Below are 20,785 nucleotides of genomic sequence, written 5' to 3'. Positions count from 1 at the left end.
TACCGCGGGCAATCAGGCCGCCGACTCCTCGACGGTCGGGCTCAGGCTCCCGGTGTGGCTGTAGACGCCGGCGACGAGGACGACGCCGGCCAGCAGAGGAACGACGGTGCTCACCGCGTACATCACCTCGAACCCGATCGTCTCCGCGAACGGCACCGCGATCATCGGGCCGAGTCCGCCGCCGACGTCGCCGAGAACGTTGTTCGTCCCCATCGCTCGTCCCATCCGATCCTCTTCCGTGAGATCCGCCAGTAAGGCGGTCAGCGGACCGCCGACGCCACCCTGTCCCGCCCCGATCAGCGCACAGGCGAGCACGACGGCGGGTAGCGAGGGCGCCACCGTCAGGACCGCGAAGCCGACGCAGGCCGTAACCAGAAAGAGGACGAGAATCGGAACCCGTGCGCCGACGGAGTCGCTCAGCGCACCCCCGACGATCGTAAACACCGCACCCGCCAGCACCGAAACCGCCATCAGCATCCCCGACGTTCCCTGCGCGCCGTACTCGAGATCGTAGCCGAACGCCGTCGCCGAGATCGTCAGCGCCTCGACCTGCAGGTAGATCACGAGCGTCGAGAACAGGACGCCGACGTACGCGAAGTAGAGCCCGAAGTTGACCAGGCCGACGGTGAGCGCGGGGACGGTTAGCTCGAGGTCCCACGGTTTGACCGAGGAGTCGTGCTCCTCGACGTGGGTTTCGGGGACAACGAAGTAGGCGATGATACTCGCCAGCCCGGCGAAGGCGGCCGCGAGGACGAACGCCTCGGCGTTGCCGTAGGTCTCGCTGACGACTCCGCCGAGCACGAGTCCCGCGGGGAAGCCGAAGGTGATCCCCGCGCGGACGATCCCCATGCTCGTTCCCCGGGAGCCGGAGTCGCTGACGTCGGCGGTAATCGTGTACGCCGTCGCGAACACGAGCGCGCTACCGATCCCCCAGAGGATCCGAGCGATCATGAACCAGGCCTCGGGGACGTCCGGGAGGAACCACAGCGACGGATGGGCGGCGAGCAGGGCGACGACGTAGCCGAAGGTTGCGACGCCTTCGATCGCCAGCCCCGCGATGAACGGTTTCCGGGTGCCGATCCGGTCGACGAGTACGCCAGCGGGCGCGTTCGCGACCAGCCTGGTCCAGCGGTTGGCCGCGAGGATCGCTCCGACCATGAACGCGGAGATGCCCAGGACTTCCCCCAGGTTCGGCAGAATCGGGAAGATGACGCCGCCGCCGAAGCCGACGAAGAAGGTACTCGCGACGACGGCGAGGACGACCGATCGGGGGGAGACGTCGAGCGGCTCGCTCGAGTCTGGGGACGGTTCGGGCATGCCAGTGTTTCGATTCGTAACCCGATAGGCCGGACCGGTTCTTGACTATTCCGAAGCCCGGAGCTCGTGCCGGTATCGGATCGCCGAGAACGGAGACCGAACGCGAAGCGGCGCTAGAAGGTGGTCAACTCGCCGTCGATCACCTGGCGGGTGATCTCGGTGACGTCGCCGAGTTCGGCGTCGACGATGGCCTCGACGTCGCCCCGGACGTCCTCGAGGGCGACATCTTCCTCGGTGACGACGTGGACGTCGGCGACGTGGGGCTGGTCGATCGGACGACCGATCTGGGAGAGCAGCCGAACGCGCAGGTCGCGGATCCCGTCGACGTCGTCGACGACCGATTCGGCGATCGACGTCGAGAGCAGGTTGTAGATCTTCCCGATGTGGTTGACGGGGTTCTTTCCGCTGGTGGCCTCCATCGACATCGACCGGTTGGGGGTGATGAGGCCGTTCGCGCGGTTGCCCCGACCGACGGAGCCGTCGTCGCCCTGCTCGGCGGAGGTGCCAGTCACGGTGAGGTAGATCGAGCCCTCCTCGTAGTCGTCGGCGGTGTTGACGTGGACGTCGACCTCGCGGTCGGTGTGGTCGTCCGCGACCTCGCCGACGAACTCCCGGACCGACTCGACCGCGTCGGCGTACTCGTCGATGTCGGCGATGTACTCGTCGACCATCGCCGCCGCGACGGTGACGTCGATCCGATCACCCTCCCGTTTGCCCATGATCTTCACGTCGGGGCCGAGCTCGGGGTGGGTGCTCGCGTACTCGCCGTTAAGCCGCCGTTCGGCCTCGAGGACGATCTGCTCGGTCTCTGTGAGGGGTGCGTGGCCGACGCCGAAGCTGGTGTCGTTGGCCATCGGGACGCTGACCTCGTCCTCGCCGAAGACCTCCTGGAGGTCGCCGCTGCCCTCGCCGAGCTTGACGTCGACGACGATGTCCTCGCCGTAGGTGAGCTGAGGGATCGTCTCCTCGAGATACTCGCGGGCGGCCCGCAGCGCGATCGTTTCGGCGGGGATCGCCTGGCCCTCGTAGCGTTTGGTCGCGCGGCCGACGATCAGCAGATAGATGGGGTCGACGACCTCGCCGCCGCCGAAGGCTGGCGCGGCCTCGCCGGCGACCAGCTGGGTCTCGTCGGTGTTGAAGTGGAGCACCTCGCCGACGCGGTCGATATACTCGCGGGCGAGCGCCCCGGCGACGCTCTCGGCGACGCCGTCACAGATCGAGTCGGGGTGACCGATCCCCTTTCGCTCGACGATTTCGACCTCCTGGTCCTCTACTGCCTGGCGGTCGATCGGCTCGACCCGGATATTCCGCTGACTCATTACTTCGAGTTGTCCGAGCGTGGTTCTATAACTTGCGGAAACAGCCCGGGGTGAGAAAATGCGCCACGGTAATCTAGAACGGAGCTGATCGCTCCGGACTACGTGGCGAACTTGCGAGACGCTCTGGTCCAGTCGTACGACCGGAATCGGAGCGACGGTGACGCCCCCGGTGGGATCTGCTCGAACGCCCGGAGGAACGACCGGAGCCCGGAACGGCCGCCGAAGTCACCGACGAACCAGAGACAGACTCGCGGGAGCTGGACTCGGTTTCGCTCGGCGTCGTAGGTGACGGTTCGGTCCAGATAATTCTTCGTCGCCCGGTCGAGCGTCTCGTCGATCGTGTCGGGCTCGTAGGCGAGGACGGCCGGACAGCTCGCGGCGCCGCAGTTGAGGGCGAAGTGAATCCGAGGGTCGGGCTCGAGCCGGTACGCCTTCGGAAGTCCAGCAGTCGAAAGCCGAGGAAGGTAGCCGAGTCCGTACTTCGAGCGTCGACCGCGGAGCACGCCGTGCTCGATGTCGTCCAGGCTCAGCTCGGCCCCGGCGACGGTGATCGACGGCACGCGAAAGAACCGCCACCGGGAGTCGAACAGCTCGGGACGAGCCTCGAGCAGCAGCTGGGCCGCCGCGTTGTAGACGTTGAGCCAGAAGGCCAGTCCATGGTGGCGATCCTCCCGTACCGACTCGAGCGAGCCGTGGGAGGCGTCAGCGAGCGTTCGGAGCGGGTCCGTCGGCAGTTCCTGGCGTCTGACTCGCTCGAGGAGGCCGCGAGCCGCAGCCACGGGGTCCGGAGCGGACGTACCGTCACCGACGTCCGACGCGGGATCGCTCATCGTCTTCCCCCAGGGAGCCCCGATACTAAAAGGGCCCGCGGCCGGAGACGGTCCGTGCAGGGCCGGCGGCTCACGGGCCGAGGCCGACCCACCACCACGCGACCGTCGATGCGACGGCGAGGACGACCATCGCCACCACCGAGGGAGACGGGTCACGTTGGCGCGTCAGAGTCGTCCACCCCCACACGAGAATCGACAGCGAAGCGAGCGTGGCGACCCCGACGGCGGTCGGAACCGCGGCCGCAGCCCACAGGCCGGTCGTGACCGCGACGGCCCCGAGCCCGAGGACGGCGTAGGCCCGTCGGATCCCGCGTGGTGACCACCGGACGACGAGCGTCCGCTTCCCGACGGCCGCGTCGGCCTCCCGGTCCGGCCAGTGGGTCGCAAACAGGTTACAGCCGACGACGAGCACGAACGGGACGACTGCGAGCCCGGCGATTCCGGTCGGGGTCGCCACGACGGTGACACCGTACAGCGGGAGCAACAGTCCGCCGAGGACCGCGTTGACGAACTCTCCCAATCCGCGCCGGATCAACGCGACGGGCGGGAGCGAGTAGCCGAGCCCCGCGAGCAGGATCGCGACGAGCACCCCGACGGCGTCGAGCGGGAGCGTCGCGGCCGCGAGGACGACGCCACAGCCCGAGACGACGGTGACGCCGACCGTCGCCCGCCGGAGAAACCCCGCCGACAATCCCGTGGCCTCGAGTGCTCCGCTCCCGCTCGAGAAGGGGGTGCGCTCGGTCAGGGCGTCGGTCTCGATGTCCGCGTACTCGTTGGCGTAGTGGATCGCGACCGCGACCGGGAGCACGGCGAGCGCGCCCGCGAGGGCCGACAGCCGAAACGACGTCGAGCCGACGTCGGCCCCGTCGACGACGACCGGGGGGCCCGCCGTCGCCATCCCGACTCCGAGCGCGTAGACGAGCAAAATGAGCGCGAGCTGGCTCGGTCGGCTCGCCGCCCACAGCGTCCAGAGTCGGGGCGTGCGCTCCCGGAGTCGAACCCGGATCGGCTCTCCGATCACGCCGTTCGGTCATCGTCCGCCGATGGTAGCTCTGTCGATGCCCGAAGGTTCATCGCCACCGAGCGCCGAGAACGCGAGGTATGAGTCGTGAAGCCGCCAGAGCCGGGTTCGAGACGTTCGTCGACCGAACGATCGACGCGACCCGCCGGGAGTTCAGCGTCGGCCGAGCGCTGCGGGGTAGCGGGCTCGGGCTCGGCGGGACGGCCGTCGATCTGCTCCGGAAAAACGCCGACGGCCTCGAGCGGGCGGTCGTCGAACCGGAGCTCGCGACGTACCGCCGACGCTCGCTCGAGCAGTTCGACATCGTCCTTGAGTACGTCGACGGCGACGCGCCGATCGAGGAGTTCGCGGACGAGCTGCTCGCGCGCGATAGCTACGTCGAGGCGCTCCGTCCGGACGTTCCGCCGGCCAGGCGACGGGCCGTCCGCGAGGAGGTTCTCGAGCGACTGGCGCGTCTCGGCGACGGGATCGAACCCATCGTCGAGCGACCGGAGACGGGGTTCTGGCCGGCGGTTCGGGCTGCGTTCGATCGCGACGACGCGCTCGAACTCGTCGAGGAGGCGTTCCCGTTTACCGGCCCGCTCGGGCGACACCGGGACGCGTTCGTCTTCGCGGTCGAGCTCGATCCCGGCGAGTTCGTCGGCGGGCCGTTCGCCGCCGGGCTGCCGACGGGATCGATCGAGTACACCGACGAGGCGATCCGGGCGATGGAGGCCGCGGAGCGCCGAATCGTGCGCGAGACGAGAGCCGAGGTCGGGCGGCGATTCGACGGCGCCCCGTAGCCGACGAGACCGACTGTCGGAGTAATGCCTTTGCGGCGGGAGCGGAAACGATTCGTATGGCTCCCGACGCTCCCGATGCACCCGATTTCTCGCTCCCGAACACGGCCGCCGGTCCCGACCCGTTCTCGCTCGCCGCGCTCCCCGACGACGTCGCCTTCGTCGTCCTGTTCTTCCAGCGTGATCACTACTGTACGAACTGTCGGGATCAGGTTCGATCGCTCGCCGAGCACGTCGAGGCGTTCAGAGAGCGCAACGCGGAGATCGTCTCGATCGTTCCGGAACCCCTCGAGCGCGTCGAGGAGTGGCAATCGGCCTACGAGCTGCCGTACCCGCTGCTTGCGGATCCGGAGACTCGGGTCGGCGACGCCTACGACCAGCCCGTCCGGTTCGGCGTGCTCGGCAACGTCAGCGACTTCTTCGGTCGGATGCCGTCGGTCGTCGTCGTCGACCGCCGCGGCGATCGGCCGACGGTCGGGGCCGTCTACAAGGGCAACTCGACGTTCGATCGGCCGGAGATCGACGACCTGCTCGAGAAGGTAGACGAGGTGGCCGCCGAGAGCGAGACGGCCGAGCGGTGAGTCGCCGACGATCGCTTACGAGTCGGACTCGAGCAACAGTTCGAGATACGAGGTCCGGAGCTGCTCGTCCGGATCGAGCCCGAGTTCCTCGAGGACGTCGAACGCGCCCTCGCGGGCGGGCTCGAGGTCGGTCTCGTCGTCGACTTCCGTCTCGACCTCGACGTACTCGCCGACGTCCGCGACCGAGTCGAGGGTGACCGTGTACCCCTCGAGTTCGAATCGGTCGCGCTCTTTGCGGACCGTCGCGGCGGGCTCGAACCCCAACTTCGTCAGGACGGTGTCGACCTTCTCGCCGCTGCCGATCGCGGTCTCGACCTCCTCGCGGCTCTTCGAGGCGTCGTCGACGAGGGGTCCCTTGTACGTGAGGCGGGTCTCGTCGGGGTCGTCCTCGGGCCGCTCGGTACGGATGCGCAGCGCCTCGTCGGTCTCGGGAAACGATCGGTGAGGCGCGTCGTAGTAGGTGTCCTCCTGGACGACGGCGCCGATCGGCGTTGCCTCGAGTTCGTCCAGTCGAGCGCGGACAACCTCGAGATCGGCGGGCACTTTGACCTCGACCTCGTACATGCCTCGGAAAAGGTCGACGGGTCCTAAGTAACAGTCGCTCTCGGGAGAAAACGTCGTACTTAAATGTAGACGGGCGGACGTACAACGTATGACCGAGGAAGAGGAAGCCGAAGCCGAAGCGCAGGCCGATGACGTCGACGAGAACGAAGACGCCGATGAAGCCGAGGGGCTTCAGGCCGGCGACTTCGTAACGCTCGCCTACACCGCCTACACCACCGAGGACGACCAGCTGGTCGACACGACCGACCCCGAGGTCGCCGAGGAGGAGGGCGTCGCCGACCAGGCCGAGGAGTTCGAGCCGCGCACGCTCGTCCTCGGCGAGGGCCACATCTTCGACGAGGTCGAGGAGGCCATCATCGGCGGCGAGGTCGGCGACTCCGGCACCGTCACGATCGAGGCCGCGGAGGCCTTCGGCGAGTACGATCCGGACGACGTCCAGACCGTCAGCGCCGAGAAGATCGACGAGGACGACCGCTACCCCGGCGCGAACGTCCAGATCGACGGCAAGCAGGGCTACATCAGCACGATCGTCGGCGGCCGCGCCCGCGTCGACTTCAACCACCCGCTCGCGGGTGAGGACGTCGAGTACGAGTACGAGGTCGTCGAGGAGGTCGACGACGTCGAACAGCAGGCCGCCGGCCTGTTCGAGATGTACCTCGGGATGGAGCCCGACCTCTGGATCGAGACCGACGAGGTCGAGGAGGAGGTCCCCGTCGAGTCCGACGAGGACGACGAGGACGACGAGGACGACGAGGATGCCGAGCCCGAGTTCGAGACCGAGGTCGTCGAGAAGGAGACGCTCTACCTCGAGGCCACGCCCCAGATGACGATGAACCAGCAGTGGATGATGGGCAAACAGCAGATCGGTCAGGACGTCATCGACAAGCTGGGCGTCGACCGCGTTATCGTCCAGGAGGTCATCGACGGCATGGGCGGCATGGGCATGCCCGGCATGATGGGCGGCATGGGCGGCGGCGCAGGCGGCGAGGCCGACATCGAGGAAGCCCTCGAGGAGGCCGACGTCGACGCCGACGAGATCGTCGAGGAGCTCGAAGGCGCCGAGGAGTAACGGTTCCGCTTTTGCGGTTTTCGTAAACCCCGTCCAGACACGTCGCTGTCCGTCCGCTTCGGACGCCTCGAGCCGTCTCTACCAGTAGATAGTAGCACGATTTCGTTATTGAGAGTGGGGAGTGAAACTCGCGCTACGTGCAGGTCAAGTGGATAACGGCACAGCAATCGATCCCTCCGATAGCTGCCAAGAGAAGGCCGCTGAATATAGAGGATGTATGCAGCACGACGGCTTTGTTTGTTTCTCCCTCGGATTCAATGAACCGGCTGTTCAGTAGATCTGCATACTGAACAGGTCCTGGGCTGTCGGAGCTAGCCGCTGATCCATTAGTTCGATTCACGGACGACTGCGAGTACTTCATCGATGAACCGATCTTGTGTGGTGACCATTGCAAAGTGGCCGTGTCCATCGAAGGTCACGGTTCGGCAATTCGGGACCGCGTTGCTGACCGCTTCCTTCGTATCGTTATGAATTTCGGAACTCTCACTCCCGGACAACAACAGCGTCGGCGTGGTCATCCCAGCGAACCGGGGCGCATCGAAATCGTTCTCGGTGATCGCTTGCAACTCGCGGAGGATCGTATCGGCGGCATCCACGAGTTCTCGCCAGTTCGGAGTCGAACGAGCCTCGTCGATGAGCGGTTGTGGGACCCCCGCCGCTTGCCAGATGAACACCAACGCCTGCTCGGGTTGGCCATCGGCTAGTAGCGATGTTAGTTCACCAACTAATGCGTCGCCGTCGGGATAGTCGTCGCCAACGGGTATGACTGGATCGTTGAGAATGAGGTCAGAGAGATGATTAGTTTGCCGGGCAGCCTCCAGCGATATATTAGCGCCATAGGAATGTCCAAGCAGGGTTACTGGGTCGTCAATCGGCTCGACGACTGCGAGCACGTCCTTGACCTCCCGTTCCAGCTTGTATTCCTCGGCGTCGCCACTCTCGCCGCGCCCACGACGGTTGATTGCGTAGACCGTGCAATGGTCTGCAAGTGCAGGACTAACTCCGGAGAGGTCCCACCACGTATAATCAACGCCAGTACCGTGGACGAACACGAGCGGCGGCCCACTCCCTGTTCGCTCGAACGCGATCTCGGTTCCATCTGCGGACGTGACGGTTTCCATCATCTCGCCTTCGTCCGGTGAGGATGCTTCAGCCATGTGTTCGCTCACCGTTATTCGACTGTGTTGGGCCGTCACATAGCGTCAACGGGTACCAAATCTGCACTGCCCGAAGAGAGTGCAGTCGGTGACCGATTCGCGCTCTGTATTCAGCAGGAGCTGAATGTCTTATTCCGATCCTGTCAGAAAGTGTCTACTGAATATAGAGCATGAGTTCAGCACATTAAACCCGATTCATTCGTTGGGATATTAATAAAATATGTTCGCTGGTGGGAGGGAGAGAACAGACTCCTGTACGCTACTCAGCCAAACATTGGTCACTGCGCCTGGGGTATGTCACTCGCGCTAAAGCTATATCCTCACCCGACCTAGATTGTGTGTCATGTCTCCATTACTCACGGACGACGTAGCAGTTGTTACGGGTGGTTCAAGCGGAAACGGACGCGCGATCGCTCGTCGGTTCGCTGCAGAGGGGGCCGACATCGTTGTCGCGGACATTCAGGAGTCGCCTCGAGAGGGCGGGAAACCAACGCACGAACTGATCGAGGCCGAAACGGACGCGAAGGCGACGTTCGTCGAGTGTGACGTCACAAAGGTCGCTGACCTCGAAGCGGCGGTCGAGGCTGCCGAGGAGTTCGGCGGCGTCACCGTAATGGTGAACAACGCGGGCATCTTCCACGGCGAGGAATTCCTCGAAGTCGACGAGGACGCGTTCGGCCGAATGATGGACATCAACGTCAAAGGTGTCTTTTTCGGCGCGCAAGCGGCGGCAAAGCGGATGGTCGAAGGCGATGGTGGTCGGATCATCAACCTCGCGTCGGTCGCCGGTCTCGAGGGGTCGGGTGAGTTCGTCACCTACTGCGGGACGAAAGGTGCTGTGCGGCTGTTCACATACGCCATGGCAGGGAAACTGGGGCCAGATGGCATTCGAGTAAACGCGATCCATCCGGGGCTGATCGAGACGGCGATGACGACCGACGACTACCCGATCATGGGCACAGATGCCGAAGCGGACTTCTTGCAGGCGATCCCGTCCCGGCGGGCGGGCCAACCTGAAGACGTTGCGGATGCGGCGCTGTACCTCGCAAGCGATCTCTCGGACTACGTAACCGGTGAATCGCTCGTCGTTGACGGCGGGATGACGAACACCCAGTAGGTACCGAACGGCGGTCACAGGAGAAGTCACGGTCGGACTCTCTTTCATATTGTATCGGCCACATAGCGCTCTTTACATTGACAACGTGTATCGCCGGTCGCTGCTTGCCGTCGATCGACAGATTTTGATCGGCCATCGCTGGTCGGAACCCAGTGACTGATACGCGCTGTCTATTCAGCAATGGCTGAACGTTCTACCCAGATTCTGTCAAAAACTGTGTGCTGAATATAGAGCGTGAGCCTTGTTTAGACGCAGCGGAGATTAGCTCGCAGGTTCGGGGATGCCGAGAAATTCGAACGGTTCGGTTTCGACGAGGTCATCGGCGACGTCCCCAGCGAAAATGTTTGCCTGGTTCTCGCCGAGTGACAACGATCGAACACCAGCATCGGGGGCGAAGTCGATGCCGTCGAGATCTAGCCAGAAGACGTTCGGTGACAGTGCCGACTCGAAGTAGTAGCGTCGGCTCTCGTGATCGGCGACCGTCCGCCAGCGCGTCGAGGAAATCTCTGGCTGGTCCGGCGTACTGATCCCGTACGGTACGGAGACGTTACGAATCGCACCGAAGACACTCGCCGTCGCAATACGACGATCCTGCGTCTGCGGGATCGCGTCCACGAAGAAACTCGCTCGGACGAATCGGTCGGATGGTCGGTTCGTTCCCGGCAACATGACGGTGCCGCCGATCTCCGACCAGTACTCGGCGAGTGCGAGTTGTCGGTCGAACGGCGGGGAGTTCGTCATGACCTGATACTCCCGATCATGGTGGATCGTCAACTCGCCGTCGAGGTATTCGAAGATCGCGCTGTCACCCGTCGCATCCGACAGCGATAGGTGTAGCGTGGCGAATCGGTCCTCTGTCGGGATTTCGTCGGAGACGACGACGAACTCCTCGTTCCGGTGGTGATCGACTGCTTCGGCGACCGTCGCGAAGTTGTCGAGGACGTACTGCGTCCACACCGAAATCGAGAGCCCGGGCGTCTCGCCGTCCCACTCGGGATAGTCGGATTCGGTGAGCCACAGGAGGTTCGTGACCAGCCCCGCCTCGTTCATCCCGTCGCTCGTCGCGATGTCGTACGCGGAGGCGGTGACGCTGCCGTACTCGGCGGTCCACTCCATCGAGTTCGGACCGACTTCGCCCGATCGTTCCATCCCTCGTGGAAATACCCAGAGGTTCGTGCCGATCTCGCCGTGCCAGTCCATCGATCGGCCGGTGAGAACGAGATTCTCGGGCCCGATGTAGACCAACCGCGTACACATTTAGGCTCTCCCTCTCTCTATCGGCAGTCGTTTATTCATTTCCAAACACGAATTCACGATCCCTCGAGCAAGAGAATAAATCTCATACGGTCTGGACCAAACGATCACTGCTTTTTGTAGATCGAGTCAGATGACATGCCACGTTCGCGCTGTCTATTCAGCAGTGGCTGAACGTTCTACCCAGATTCTGTTAAAAACTGTGTGCTGGATATAGAGCATATATTCAGCACGGGGAGATGACTATCTCTATCGAGCTGTCTGCTCGGTTTTGATGCCCATCGAAGGACTGCCAGAGATGGTGTGAGTGATCGCCGGTCAGATCGATACCTGCTCGTCGGCGAGAAACTCGTCTATCTGGTCGGCCAGGGGCTCCGGCGCGACCGTGGCGGCCTCATGCCCGACATCGGCGATCTCGCGTACGTGGGCCTCAGCGACATGCTCGGCCACGTAGGTCACACCGGCATGTAGTAAGGGCCTCGACCGGTCCCCTTTTAAGAGAAGGACTGGCACGGTGATCGTGGCAAGGCTCGACGGGTCGGTTGGGCGGTTTTCGGTCTGCTCGACACCTTTGAAGAGCAGCGGGACGGTCGGTGCCAGTTTCTCGAACTCGTCTGATTCCTCCATGGCGGCCATTTCCTCGTCGGTCGCGACGCCCTCGAGGAACGTCCGGGCCGCATCGGACAGGTTACCTTCTGCAGCAACCGTGGCCATCCGTTCGAACAGTTCGTCAAACTCTGCGGTCTCCTCCTCGTCGAGTGCCCCGTACGTGAACGGCTCGTGGACGATGACGGAGTTGACCGCTGTGGTGTGCTGTGCCGCACCGAGTACCAGTATACCGCTGCCAGACACTCCCACGAGGCTCACGGGTTCACCGATGCTCTCGGCGAACGCGACGACGTCCTGTACGTGCCGTTCGGTCGATTGATTGGGGTGGTCCCCGCTCGGCCCGCGACCTCGAAGGCTCATCGTATAACAGGTGAACTGATCGCTCAAGAACGGCACGATGGGCTCCCAGTTTGCCTCGACGCCCAGCGGACTGGGCACGAACACCAACGCCGGCCCCGCTCCGTACACGTGGCCGGCGATCTCGGTGCCGTCGTCGGACGTGACTCGGTGAATACGCTCCTCGTTCGTCGGGGTTTCTGTACTCATTGGGCTATTCTCTCTATCCAAATTCGATTGCAATTTTAGTTCTATCTGCCGGCGTGACAGTTTCCATTTCAGTCGCTTCATCTGGTGGTGTTGCTTCAGGCATGCCTGAGTTCCCCGGTGGTTCCGTATTCGTCCCAGTTGCATGACAGCAACCACTGCGAGATCTGCAGACGTCGAAAGAGACGCAACGGGTGACGAATCAGGCGTGACCGATTTGCGCCCTGTATTCAGCACAGCCTCTGAAACCTATCACCGTCTGAGGGTTTCAACGAGGCCGTCAGGCTACATCTCTATGCTCTATCCTGACGCGAGCCCCGTCCCACCTGCCTTCCGATCGAGAAGGTGGCCTTCCATCACAACAAACAGTCACTATGATTACCGCCAATAACATGTGAGCCCCTCAACTACTATCAGCCTGCTCATCCCGAAGCTATATATGAGATTTCTGACCAGAATAACGCGAGGCAACGGCGATGATCCACGACCACGGGCTACATGGCGCGTTCTCTTCCCAATTCTGTTTACGATTCTTCTTGGCGGTATGCTCTTCCCGCTAATAGCGTTGCAAGTGACCCCTTTGGGAGAGTTTGGACTTCAGATCCTAACAGACGTTCTATTATTAATCGGATTCGCTCTCGTCCTCTATGTGTCTGCCAAATACCTCGACCGTCGCCCGGTCAGCGCGTATGGATTTCATCTATCACGTGACTGGGCTATTGATTTTGCCGGTGGAGCCTTGCTCGGGATTGTACTCGTCGGCACCACATTCGGGATTGGGTACGCGGCCGGGTTGATTGAAATCACTGCAGTCTGGTCCGCTGGCGATGCGCCTTCTGTACTCGCCTGGCTCCTGTTATTTGGCGTTGGTTGGTTCACAGTCGGGATATGGGAGGAAGGATTATTTCGCGGCGTATTCATCCTGAACGGGATTGAAGGACTCGCCGCACGACTTGCGTCACCACAACAGGTGTTCATCGGTGCGTGGGCGGTGAGCACGATCACGTTTGGAGTGATTCACGTGCCCCTCAGCAGGGTTCCAGAAGGTGTGTCTCTGTTGGGGTTACTTGCCGTATGGACGTTACTGGGCGGCGTGCTCGGCCTTTCCTACCTCTTCTCAGGGGAGTTAGCGTTCCCGATTGGCCTTCACTTCACATTTAATTTCGCCGTGAACAACGTGTTCCTAGGGATTGCCGAACCCGGACAGATAGCACTGCCGACCGTGATCCGCCCTGAACTAACCGCCTCCGAACTCTGGTATCCGTTAGCCGGTCTTCCGATGATTCTGACGGTTCTTGCCGGGTATCCCCTCGTGGTTGGCTGGTTTTATTTCCGTCATGGAGAACTCACGGTCGCAAACTCCCTTGCCACCATCACAGATTACGGTACAGAGCAGTAGCACGGAACCGACACTCTGCGGTCGCTCGCACTGGAATCGTTCGCAGTCTATTCGTCCATCTGTTAGCAAGACTCTCGTGGCACAGTCGCGCTGTGGGTTCAGCAGGAGTTGGACGAACTACTCATCATCTGTCAGGAATAGGGTGACCGACTCAGAGGTTCTATGCAGCACGGTGATCTCGTTCATTCCGGCTCTGATCTACTGAACCAGCCGTGCTATCTGATGTGCATATTGGTCGAGAATACTATATGACGGGGTTACGATGATGTACTATGCGAGAGAACAAGGTAATTGCTGGCTTCGTAGTCGTAGCAATAGGCCTTTATTTCGCTCTGCTATCTTTCACGGCGCTTCAATTTGAGATCGTGCTGGGGATCTCCATGCTGATCGGTGTAATCGCACCGATGATGGTAAATAACTACCTCGACAATCAAAGCGAACAGTAAGCCCTGCGAGTTCCTTGAGATGAAATATGGGATGCTGTATGTCGGAAAAGTTATTGAGGAAATCACCTAACGCGGCCTATGGAGAACCTGAACGCGTATCACTACGCTGGACTCGCACTCATGGGTGCAGGCGTTGGACACTATGCCGTGAACGCGACCTCACTGGGAATCTTCGCCGAACAAGACCCAGCCGTCGCATTCGCAATCATTGCTGGCGAGTTGCTCCAGTTAGCGGTGTTTCTCGGGGTGGGGTTCTACGCCTATCGCCGGGGAACGCGACTTGCAGAAGCGACCCACGCAGAGTAGTTCCTACGTTGCATTTGTCGTTGATCCACAAAGAGTAATGAGTAACTGGTTCACAAGTGAGACACGTTGACCGACAAAGACCCCATTGAAGCGGCTGAAGCGAAGGCCCGAGGGGTTTCTCCACCACCGACGCCAGAGGGGTACAGCGAACCCTATCAATTTGAGTACCCCAAACTGCTCGTGACAGTAGCTGCGATGGCAGTCACAGTTGTCTCCACCGTCGTCTACGGCTGGCTGTTAGTGCAGTTGCAGGGTCCGGAGATTCTCCCCGTCGTGTTCGAAGTCGGCGCAGAGGAGGAAATCACGATTCTGTTCAATCTTACGGGAACGGCGATTCCCTTATTGTTCGCGTTTCTGACCGTTGCCGTCGTCCACGAACTGCTCCACGGCGTTGTCTACCAGCGGTACGGCTACGAGGTGAGTTATGGCGTGTACTGGAGGTTCGGGGCGGTATACGCGGCGGTGTTTCATCAGTTCCACTCTCGGGAGCATAACCTTCGGGTCGGCATCGCACCGTTAGCGATTATTACGCTTATTTGTCTGCCGTTGCTTGCGGTCCCCCAGCCGGTGATCGCCACGACCGCGTTTTTTGTTCTCGTGTTGAATACGGGCGGAGCGATGGGAGATGCCTACGCGCTCTGGCGGTTCTACCGTATGCCCCGCGGAACAGTCTTCTATGATATTAATGCGGATAACATGTACGTGTTCGAACCGATGGATCGACCCGAGTAGCTGGCTTTCTGTAAGCCTCCCGTGGAAGATACGCGCGCCATATCCAGCAGCGACTAACGAAACTACCAGATCTCGAGAAAGAAGGTCGTGCTGAATATAAAGCATTAGTGCAGCACGACGACTCTGTTTGTTTCGCACCGGGAGCCGTGAACCATCCGTTCACTACATCTGCATAATCAGCAGGGGCTGAACGTTCTACTCAGATTCTGTCAGAAACCCCCGTGCTGAATCGAGAGGGCGTAGTCAATGGATGGTTCGCACGAACTGAACCCGGAGTTTTATGTAAGTGTATAAAGTACGCTTTACTGTAAAGCAGACTTTACGGAAAGCGAGGTTGACACTAGTCATGTCAGAACTAGCATCCACCAACATACAATCCCGACCGCCGGAAGCGTACAAACGACTGATGGTAGCCTGTTTCGTGTTTGCAGGAATTGCCCTTGGTGTAGGAACCGCGCTCGAGTTCCCGCTAGTTGCCGTTGGGCTCTACGTTCTCGGAATGGCTGGGGGCATGATGATCCCCTATACAACGAACTACACCTTGTTCGACGAGCGAGACGACACGATCCATCAGCGTGCGAGCGGCGTCACGCTCGCCGTGTTCGGGTGGCTTGCAGCCATCGTGTTCCCATCGCTGGTGGCGCTATCGACGACCCCGCACTTCGAGTGGGGGCCAGTGACGATGACTCTCTCGATCACGACCGCAGTCGTGTACATCACCTACGGGCTTCTCCTCGGGTACTACCGATAGCGATGGACTCGAAGATCCGCGAGAAACGGCAAGCACGCGACGAGAGCCAGGCAAACCTCGCAGAGGCTGTTGGCGTCTCTCGTCAAACGATCAACGCCATCGAACGTGACCGGTACGATCCCTCGTTGGAACTCGCGTTCAAACTCGCAGATCACTTCGATTGTACAATCGAAGACCTGTTCGATCCCGACCTCACCGACACCAAAGAGTGCTGAATACCGCACCCAGTAGCGACTGTCGAGCCATTGCGCTTTGACTCGTCGTCGTGCAAGACATGCGCCTTGTATCTTGCACGACTCACTCAATCTATTCATCAAATGTTACAAACGGTGTGCGAGAGACAGAAGACGACCGTCGCAAATGCGCTACGGTTTTAACGGGAGGCTCGTTCTGCCGTTTGAGCGCATGACTTCTCTGTTGCGGTCGGGCCATTCCAGTAACCGATCACGTAGTAACTCCCCATCGGCTGTCTTCGGATCATAGCCACTGATTTTGGCGGTGAACGTCAACACAATCCAACCACCGTATCCAAGAATAACAGTCACGCCAGTCAGTATAACGATTGAGACGCACACCCTCGCAAGTCGCTTCCTGAACTGCACATCTGCATTATTCGATTCTTCTAGTGGTGCCATATTTGCAACCACTATGGTTGGTGTCAAAAAGCTAATGTCACTTCTCTCGATGACATAGTGCTGCATTCGCGCGCTGTATTCAGCATGACTTCCTCAAAAACTCTATTAGTTGATGAAAGAGACGGTATTTACGTAACGATTCGCGCGGTTCAGATACACAGACCGGACTGAATAACGAAACCGTATTACCGACTACTGACACGGTCGCCGGTTCTCCGATCGGGTCGTCCGATACTGTGGCTACGCCCTGGGAAACGCCGGCAGCGCGTGGGTCGCCGTCACCGAGACGTCGACCGACGTCCCCACGTCGTACCAGTCGTCGTGAGACTGGCGACTCGAGACGCGCTCGCCGCCCTCGAGTTCGATCCGGTAGCGGACCGTCTCCCCGTTGAACTGGCGGCCGACGATCCGTCCGTCGCCGGTCGCCGACGGCGTTATCGCGACGTCGTCGGGGCGGACGAGGACCTCGACCGCCCGTTCGGTCTCGGGCAGGGAGACGCGGTCGGCGTCGAACGCTCCGAGGGGCGTCTCGACGGCTCCCCCCTCGAGACGGCCGGGGAGGTAGTCGCCCCGGCCGAGGAAGTCGGCGACCATCCGCGAGTCGGGCTCCATGTACAGCGCCCGCGGCGACGCGAGCTGTTCGATTCGCCCGGCGTTCATCACCGCCGTGCGATCGCCAACCGAGAGCGCCTCCTCCTGATTGTGCGTGACCCAGACGGCGGTGACGTCGACCTCCTCTAAGATCCGCTGGACGCTGTTTCGCATTCGGGCCCGGAGCCCGGCGTCGAGGTTCGAGAGCGGCTCGTCGAGCAGCAGTACCTCGGGACGGGGCGCGAGCGACCGAGCCAGCGCGACCCGCTGTTTCTGTCCGCCCGAGAGCTCGTCGGGGTAGCTGTCGCGGTACGCCGAGAGGCCGACCAGCTCGAGCAGCTCCGCGACCACGTCGGCTCGCTCCTCGTCGTCGTCGTCATCGAGCCCGAAGGCGACGTTCTCGGCGACCGTCTTGTGGGGAAAGAGCGCGAACTCCTGGAAGACGATGCCGACGTCGCGCTCCTCGGCGGGACGGTAGGTCTCCCCGTCCGCGAGCGTCTCCCCGTCGATCCGGATCGTCCCGCCATCGGGACGGTCGAGCCCGTCGATCAGCCGCAGCGTCGTCGTCTTCCCGCAGCCCGACGGCCCGAGGAGGGTGAGGATCTCGCCGCGGCGCACCGACAGCGAGATCCCGTCGACCGCTGGTCGACCCTCGTAGCGCTTCCGAACGTCCTCGAGTTCGAGGACGACCTCTCGCTCCCCGGAGTCGGCCTCGTCGTCCGCACTGCCTGCGCTCGAGCCGATTCTCGAGGCGTCCACGGTCGTCCCGCCGTCCATCACGGCTCGGTCTCCCGTCCCGTCGGGACCGGGAGACGGCTCCTCTCCGACGTCCGTGGCGTCGCTGCGGTTCCGGCGCCACTTCCGGAGGGCCGCCAGCGCCTCGGGGTACTCCCGGGAGACCACCGCGAGGATCGAGAGCCCGGAGATGAAGACGAGCACCAGCGCCGGCACGGCGGCGTAGCCGTAGTAGGCGTTTCGCTCGGCGGCCCAGATGAATGTGGCGAGCGTGTCGAATCCGATCGGCCGGAGCAACAGCGTCGCCGGCAGCTCCTTCATCCCGTGTAAGAAGACGAGCGCCGCGCCGGCGACCACCCCCGGAAACACGAGCGGGAGCGTGATCCGGCGAAACGCCTGGAACGGCGTGTTGCCAAGCGAGCGAGCCGCCTCGACGAACTGCGGGTTGACGTAGAGGATCGCCGCTCGAGTCGAGCCGACGGCCAGTGGCAGGTAGAGCACGACGTAGGCGAAGACCACGAGCGGCACCGTCTGGTAGGCCGCAGGGAGGTAGCGGGTGGCGAAGTAGACGAGGCTGAGGCCGATGACGACCCCGGGAACGGCGAAGCCGATGTAGGTCGCCCGCTCGAGGGTCCCCGAAAGTGGCGAACGGTGTCGCGCGGCGAGATAGGCTACCGGGAGCGCGAGGCAGGCGGCGACGACCGCGGCCAGCGCGGAGACGTAGACGGAGTTGATCGCGTACCCCGGCTCGAACCCGAAGCTGCCGGCGTAGGCGTCCGGCCCCGTGAGCAGCCAGGAGAAGAGAAAGCCGATCGGTACGAGGATCGCGAGCGCGACGATCGCGGCGGGGACGATAAGCGCGGGCCAGCGCCAGCGACCGAGCCGAATCGTGTACGGTCCCGAGTTCCCCCGGGCGCTGCCGTGGATCCGCTCGTGGCTGCGGACCTGGGACTCGACGAGGAGGATCACGAGCGTGATCGCGACCAGGTGCAGGGAGAGCATCGCGGCGTAGTCGTGGGCGAGGGCGTTGTACTCGAGGTAGATCTGCCGGGTGAACACGCTGAGCCGGAGGATCGCGGGGACGCCGAAGTCACCGGCGGTCTCGAGGGCGGTGAGCAACGCCCCGGCCGCGACGGCCGGTTTCACCATCGGGAGGACGATACGGAGGAACACGCCCCGAATCCCGGTCTCGAGGCTCCGGGCGGCGTCGACGTAGGTCTTGTCCAGCGCCCGAAGGCCCGCGATCGTCGTGAGGTAGACGAACGGGTAGTTGTACAGCGTGAGGACGAACACGGTCCCCGGCATGCCGTAGATCTCGGGGAGGGAGTCGACGCCGAGGGGTGCGAGTACCGACTGTAATCGGCCCTGGGGCCCCCAGACGGAGACGAAGGAGAACGCGGAGACGAAGCTGGGGACGACGAGCGGCAGGGAGAGCGCGACGATCCAGAACCGTTTGAACGGGAGGTCGGTGAGGACGGTGAGGAAGGCAAGCGGCACCGCGATCAGAACCGACAGCGTCGTCACCGCGACGATCAGGACGACCGTGTTGAGCAACACGTCGAGCATTCCCCGCCGAAGGACGATGGAGGCGGCCCGATCGAAGTCGACGCTGAGCGCGACGACGCCGATCCAGACCACCGGAATTACGACCGTCGCGGCGACCGCACCGGCCAGAAGCGTGAGGCCGACCGGCATCCGCTCGTCGCCGTCGTCGTCCGCGTCGTCCTCGCGGCGCTGGCGCTTCTCGTCCGGATAGTCGTCGACGGCCTCGAAGGGTGGAAGCGAGGACATTGGTGTGGACGGAGCCGCTCAGAACGGCACGCCCACGTCCCGCAGGATCTCCTGGGCCGGTTCGGGGTCGGCCAGCTCGTTGAGGTCGAACTCCGGAGGCTCGAACTCGTCGGTCCCCGGCACCTCCTCGATGGGGTCGACGCCGTCGATCGTCGGATACTCCCAGGTCGTCGTCGCGAAGTACTCCTGGGCCTCCGCCGAGACGAGGTGTTCGACGAACGCCTCCGCCGTCGACCGGTCGTCGCTGTCGGCCATGACCGTCCCGCCGGTAACGTTGTACATCGCACCGGCGTCGTCGCTCGTGAACGTGATGTCGTAGGTATCACCGGGGCCGTCGGCGAGCGTGTAGTGGTTGGTGAGTCCGACGCTGACCTCGCCGTCGGTGACCGCCTGCGCCAGCCCGCTGTCTCCGCCCGGAGAGATCTCGGCGTCCTGGCCGTTCGTCAGCGTCTCGACCCACTCCCGGGCCTCGTCCTCGCCGTGAATGGCGATCATCGCAGTCAGGAACGCCTGCGTCGAGCCCTGGTCCGGAGGCCACATGATGTCGCCGGCGAAGCGGTCGTCCTCGGCGTAGGCGAAGATGTCTTCGGGCAGGTCGTCGGCGTCGTAGGCCTCGGTATTGTACGCGACCGCACGGTACCGCCTCGTGAACCCGACCCAGTGGCCGTCCGAATCTCGGGACCCCTCGTCGACGCGGTCGAGAACGTCCCCCGAGAGTTCGACCGTGTGTCCGTCGTCCTTGAGGTCGGTCATCGACTGGCTTTCGCTCCCGTAGAAGACGTCCGCCGGCGTCTCGTCCTCGGCCTCGATCGCGCCGACGAGGTCGGCGGTGTCGTCGTAACGCACCTCGAGCGAGAACTCGTCGTACTCCGACTCGATGTACTCCATCAGTTCCCCGATTCGGGGCTCGCTCCGCCCGGAGTACACCGTGAGCTCCCCGCTCAGGTCGGGTAGTTCCTCCATCGAGACACCACCGGGGTCCGAACGCCCCTCCACGTACTCCGGATCCCCGAGAACGTCCTCGTCGTCGGTTCCGCCGAGACAGCCGGCCGTCAGTCCGATCGCGGTTCCCCCGATCGTCGCGAGTGTGGCGCGTCGAGTGACCACCCTTCGATCCATGTTACCGTGCCTGTATGAGAGGGGTAATAAACCCACGTTTCCGGGTACGTTGGTTCGTTGAACAACCGTACACGCGTGACCGTTCTCCGAACGGACGGATCCCGCGCTCGTCTCGACCCG

At 62.7% G+C, this 20,785-nt stretch carries 21 protein-coding genes; 10 read left to right on the top strand and 11 right to left on the bottom strand.

The window, feature by feature from the left end; genetic code table 11:
* Positions 1-12 precede the first annotated feature (12 nt).
* The 4 genes from QA609_RS09195 to QA609_RS09180 all read right to left on the bottom strand — a co-directional run bounded on the left by QA609_RS09195 (position 13) and on the right by QA609_RS09180 (position 4,487).
* Complete coding sequence (locus QA609_RS09195) at positions 13-1,317, bottom strand: MFS transporter (protein ID WP_278302301.1); 1,305 nt, start codon at positions 1,315-1,317, stop codon at positions 13-15.
* A gap of 113 nt (positions 1,318-1,430) precedes the next feature.
* Positions 1,431-2,636, bottom strand: a complete 1,206-nt coding sequence (locus tag QA609_RS09190; protein ID WP_278302300.1) for a methionine adenosyltransferase — start codon at positions 2,634-2,636, stop codon at positions 1,431-1,433.
* 98 nt (positions 2,637-2,734) lie between these two features.
* Positions 2,735-3,466 carry a DUF547 domain-containing protein gene (locus QA609_RS09185; RefSeq protein ID WP_278302299.1) on the bottom strand — a complete coding sequence of 244 codons (732 nt, stop codon included), beginning with the start codon at positions 3,464-3,466 and terminating at the stop codon, positions 2,735-2,737.
* Between the two features lie 70 nt (positions 3,467-3,536).
* Positions 3,537-4,487 (bottom strand): prenyltransferase, encoded by a 951-nt coding sequence (locus QA609_RS09180; RefSeq protein ID WP_278302298.1) that lies wholly within the window; start codon positions 4,485-4,487, stop codon positions 3,537-3,539.
* A gap of 80 nt (positions 4,488-4,567) precedes the next feature.
* Between QA609_RS09180 and QA609_RS09175 the strand changes: the two genes are divergently transcribed.
* Together QA609_RS09175 and QA609_RS09170 are read left to right on the top strand one after the other, a co-directional pair.
* Entirely contained in the window at positions 4,568-5,269 is a 702-nt protein-coding gene (locus tag QA609_RS09175; RefSeq protein WP_278302297.1) for a hypothetical protein, read from the top strand.
* 56 nt (positions 5,270-5,325) lie between these two features.
* On the top strand, positions 5,326-5,847 hold the full coding sequence (locus tag QA609_RS09170) for a peroxiredoxin family protein (RefSeq protein WP_278302296.1): 522 nt from the start codon (positions 5,326-5,328) through the stop codon (positions 5,845-5,847).
* A 15-nt stretch (positions 5,848-5,862) separates the two neighbouring features.
* Here the strand turns inward: QA609_RS09170 and cyaB are convergent, their stop codons facing one another.
* A complete protein-coding gene (gene cyaB / locus QA609_RS09165; RefSeq protein WP_278302295.1) occupies positions 5,863-6,411 on the bottom strand; it encodes a class IV adenylate cyclase in 549 nt (182 codons plus the stop codon).
* 88 nt (positions 6,412-6,499) lie between these two features.
* Here cyaB and QA609_RS09160 point away from each other — a divergent pair, with 88 nt between their 5' ends.
* The gene (locus QA609_RS09160) at positions 6,500-7,480 is read left to right on the top strand and encodes an FKBP-type peptidyl-prolyl cis-trans isomerase (RefSeq protein ID WP_278302294.1); all 981 of its coding nucleotides are present in this window, start codon (positions 6,500-6,502) and stop codon (positions 7,478-7,480) included.
* Positions 7,481-7,806: 326 nt separating this feature from the next.
* Here QA609_RS09160 and QA609_RS09155 read toward each other — a convergent pair whose 3' ends face one another.
* Positions 7,807-8,637 carry an alpha/beta hydrolase gene (locus QA609_RS09155; RefSeq protein WP_278302293.1) on the bottom strand — a complete coding sequence of 277 codons (831 nt, stop codon included), beginning with the start codon at positions 8,635-8,637 and terminating at the stop codon, positions 7,807-7,809.
* A 343-nt stretch (positions 8,638-8,980) separates the two neighbouring features.
* On the opposite strand from QA609_RS09155, the gene QA609_RS09150 reads away from it, so the two are divergent.
* The gene (locus QA609_RS09150) at positions 8,981-9,754 is read left to right on the top strand and encodes an SDR family oxidoreductase (RefSeq protein ID WP_278302292.1); all 774 of its coding nucleotides are present in this window, start codon (positions 8,981-8,983) and stop codon (positions 9,752-9,754) included.
* A 261-nt stretch (positions 9,755-10,015) separates the two neighbouring features.
* On the opposite strand, the gene QA609_RS09145 is transcribed toward QA609_RS09150, so the two are convergent.
* A complete protein-coding gene (locus QA609_RS09145) occupies positions 10,016-11,011 on the bottom strand; it encodes a linear amide C-N hydrolase (protein WP_278302291.1) in 996 nt (331 codons plus the stop codon).
* 315 nt (positions 11,012-11,326) lie between these two features.
* Positions 11,327-12,163, bottom strand: a complete 837-nt coding sequence (locus tag QA609_RS09140) for an alpha/beta hydrolase (protein ID WP_278302290.1) — start codon at positions 12,161-12,163, stop codon at positions 11,327-11,329.
* A 436-nt stretch (positions 12,164-12,599) separates the two neighbouring features.
* Here QA609_RS09140 and QA609_RS09135 point away from each other — a divergent pair, with 436 nt between their 5' ends.
* From QA609_RS09135 to QA609_RS09110, 6 genes are all read left to right on the top strand, one after another.
* Positions 12,600-13,559 carry a CPBP family intramembrane glutamic endopeptidase gene (locus QA609_RS09135; protein ID WP_278302289.1) on the top strand — a complete coding sequence of 320 codons (960 nt, stop codon included), beginning with the start codon at positions 12,600-12,602 and terminating at the stop codon, positions 13,557-13,559.
* 272 nt (positions 13,560-13,831) lie between these two features.
* Positions 13,832-14,005 (top strand): hypothetical protein, encoded by a 174-nt coding sequence (locus tag QA609_RS09130; protein WP_278302288.1) that lies wholly within the window; start codon positions 13,832-13,834, stop codon positions 14,003-14,005.
* Between the two features lie 78 nt (positions 14,006-14,083).
* Entirely contained in the window at positions 14,084-14,311 is a 228-nt protein-coding gene (locus QA609_RS09125) for a hypothetical protein (RefSeq protein ID WP_278302287.1), read from the top strand.
* Positions 14,312-14,377: 66 nt separating this feature from the next.
* Complete coding sequence (locus tag QA609_RS09120) at positions 14,378-15,043, top strand: DUF3267 domain-containing protein (RefSeq protein WP_278302286.1); 666 nt, start codon at positions 14,378-14,380, stop codon at positions 15,041-15,043.
* Between the two features lie 346 nt (positions 15,044-15,389).
* Positions 15,390-15,794, top strand: a complete 405-nt coding sequence (locus QA609_RS09115; RefSeq protein ID WP_278302285.1) for a DUF2178 domain-containing protein — start codon at positions 15,390-15,392, stop codon at positions 15,792-15,794.
* Between the two features lie 2 nt (positions 15,795-15,796).
* Entirely contained in the window at positions 15,797-16,009 is a 213-nt protein-coding gene (locus tag QA609_RS09110) for a helix-turn-helix transcriptional regulator (RefSeq protein WP_278302284.1), read from the top strand.
* Positions 16,010-16,159: 150 nt separating this feature from the next.
* On the opposite strand, the gene QA609_RS09105 is transcribed toward QA609_RS09110, so the two are convergent.
* The 3 genes from QA609_RS09105 to QA609_RS09095 all read right to left on the bottom strand — a co-directional run bounded on the left by QA609_RS09105 (position 16,160) and on the right by QA609_RS09095 (position 20,665).
* The gene (locus QA609_RS09105; RefSeq protein WP_278302282.1) at positions 16,160-16,429 is read right to left on the bottom strand and encodes a hypothetical protein; all 270 of its coding nucleotides are present in this window, start codon (positions 16,427-16,429) and stop codon (positions 16,160-16,162) included.
* A gap of 240 nt (positions 16,430-16,669) precedes the next feature.
* Positions 16,670-19,546, bottom strand: coding sequence for an ATP-binding cassette domain-containing protein (locus QA609_RS09100; RefSeq protein ID WP_278302281.1), 2,877 nt, complete (start codon positions 19,544-19,546; stop codon positions 16,670-16,672).
* A gap of 18 nt (positions 19,547-19,564) precedes the next feature.
* Positions 19,565-20,665, bottom strand: coding sequence for an extracellular solute-binding protein (locus QA609_RS09095; protein ID WP_278302280.1), 1,101 nt, complete (start codon positions 20,663-20,665; stop codon positions 19,565-19,567).
* Positions 20,666-20,785 lie beyond the last annotated feature (120 nt).

Source organism: Natronococcus sp. A-GB7 (assembly GCF_029688865.1).
GTDB lineage: Archaea > Halobacteriota > Halobacteria > Halobacteriales > Natrialbaceae > Natronococcus.
Note: the sequence above shows the minus strand (reverse complement) of the source record. Positions and strands in the feature narration are given on the sequence as shown.